The organism is uncultured Mailhella sp. (assembly GCF_905187505.1).
Taxonomy (GTDB): domain Bacteria; phylum Desulfobacterota; class Desulfovibrionia; order Desulfovibrionales; family Desulfovibrionaceae; genus Mailhella.
In genome coordinates this window covers 1-1,904 of record NZ_CAJJIC010000207.1, presented here as the reverse complement: position 1 = coordinate 1,904, position 1,904 = coordinate 1, and the positions used below count along the sequence as shown (strand labels likewise).

Sequence of the window (1,904 nt, the reverse complement as noted above, 5' to 3'; positions counted from 1 at the left end):
GAATCGATATTATTTATTCTATTCAATATTGTAAGAAAATGCAAGTCTCTGCCTGCAAAATGAAGGAGGCGTGGCGGAGGGCAGGCTTCCTGTTTTGCGGACTGGTGATCAGAAGTTCGGGTTGACGGCAGCTTTTCCGTCTCCGAGCATGGTGTGCACATACTGCACGGTGCGTTCGTCTACCGGCACTATGGGAAAGCTGTTGCGGCATGCTCCGCAGGTCACGGTCATGGGCTGCACGGGAGAAACCAGAACGACTTCATTCTGGCAGTACGGACAGATATAGACAAAAAGCAGAGCCATGCTTTCGGGCTTTACCGGTTCATCGTAGGTCATTCCATTCTCCATGGATGTTCCAGAAAGGGAAGAGGCCTTCACCTCCCCGCCACTCAGATGAGCAGATTGTCTCCGGTCATTTCGGCCGGAACGTCAACGCCCCAGAGCGTGAGCAGGGTCGGCATGATGTCGCCGAGCTTGCCGTTTCTGACAGGATGAGTTCTGCCGTCTTCCAGGATGAGAAGCGGCGTCTGATTCAGCGTGTGGGCTGTCTGCGGACGACCTTCTTCATCGATCATCTTTTCCACGTTGCCGTGGTCGGCCGTGATGCACAAAATTCCGTCGCGTTCCATGACGGCCTTTTCAATGCGGGCCAAGCAGGCGTCCACCGTTTCACAGGCTTTGATGGCGGCTTCAAGAATGCCGGTATGTCCCACCATGTCGGGGTTGGCAAGATTGCATACGATAAACTCGTACTTGCCGCTGTTCCAGGCTGCGATGAGCTTGTCGGTTACCTCTTCGGCGCTCATTTGAGGCTTGAGATCGTAGGTGGCCACGTCTCGCGGAGATTCGACAAGAATGCGATCCTCATTTTCAAAGGGGGCTTCACGGCCGCCGCTGAAAAAGTAGGTGACATGGGCGTATTTTTCGGTTTCTGCGATGCGCAGCTGATGAAGTCCCATGGAAGAGACGATTTCTCCCATGGTTTTGTCAAGATTGTCCTTTGTGAAGGCAACGGGAGCGGTGAGCGTGGCTTCGTAGGAGGTCATGGAGGCCACGGCGGCCATGTCCGGCATGACGCCGCGGTCGAAGCCGGTGAACTCGGGATCCGTCAGAGCTCGTACCAGCTCTCTGCCGCGATCGGCTCGGAAGTTGAAGCAGAACACGCCGTCCCCGTCGCGAATGACGGATTCGGAAGGGTCGAGCAGAATGCGGGGCTTCAGAAATTCATCGGTTTCACCTTCGGCGTAGGCGGCGCGAAGGGCATCGGAAGCGTTGTCGGCAAGCTGTCCCTTGCCGTGCACAAGCATATTCCAGGCTTCTTCCACACGTTCCCAGTGCTTGTCGCGATCCATGACGTAGAATCTGCCGACCATGTCGGCAAGGCGGGCCCCTGTTTTTTTCAAGACAGGCTCAAGCATGGACACATAGTCGATGCCGGAGCAGGGCGGCGTGTCTCTTCCGTCAAGAAAGGCGTGAACCAGGGCGGGAACGCCCTCGCGCTGGGCCATTTCAAGAAGCGCGAAAAGGTGATGGATGTGGCTGTGCACGCCGCCGTCCGATAAAAGGCCGCAGAAGTGAATGCGGCCGCTGCGGGCGCGGACGCGTTCGAACATGTCGAGCAGAACGGGATTCTTAAAAAGTTCACCGCTTTCCACGGCCATGTCGATGCGGGTCATGTCCTGATATACGATGCGGCCTGCACCGATGTTGAGATGACCGACTTCCGAGTTGCCTATGAAGCCTGCCGGCAGACCGACCTGACGTCCGGAAGCGTCCAGTCGTCCCATGCCGGGCATGGCAAGCAGACGGTCAAGCGTGGGTGTATTCGCAAGACTGGCGGCATTTCCCGGTCCAGCGGGGGCGAGACCGTAGCCGTCGAGAATGAGAAAAAGGGTGGGTTTCAC

2 protein-coding genes are annotated in these 1,904 nt (G+C 56.8%); both read right to left on the bottom strand.

What is annotated here, in order from left to right; all coding sequences use genetic code 11:
- Positions 1-108: 108 nt before the first annotated feature.
- Complete coding sequence (locus QZZ60_RS11370; RefSeq protein WP_294447389.1) at positions 109-336, bottom strand: hypothetical protein; 228 nt, start codon at positions 334-336, stop codon at positions 109-111.
- Between the two features lie 53 nt (positions 337-389).
- Positions 390-1,904 (bottom strand): 2,3-bisphosphoglycerate-independent phosphoglycerate mutase (gene gpmI / locus QZZ60_RS11365; RefSeq protein ID WP_295641486.1); only part of this gene is annotated, 1,515 nt, incomplete at its 5' end.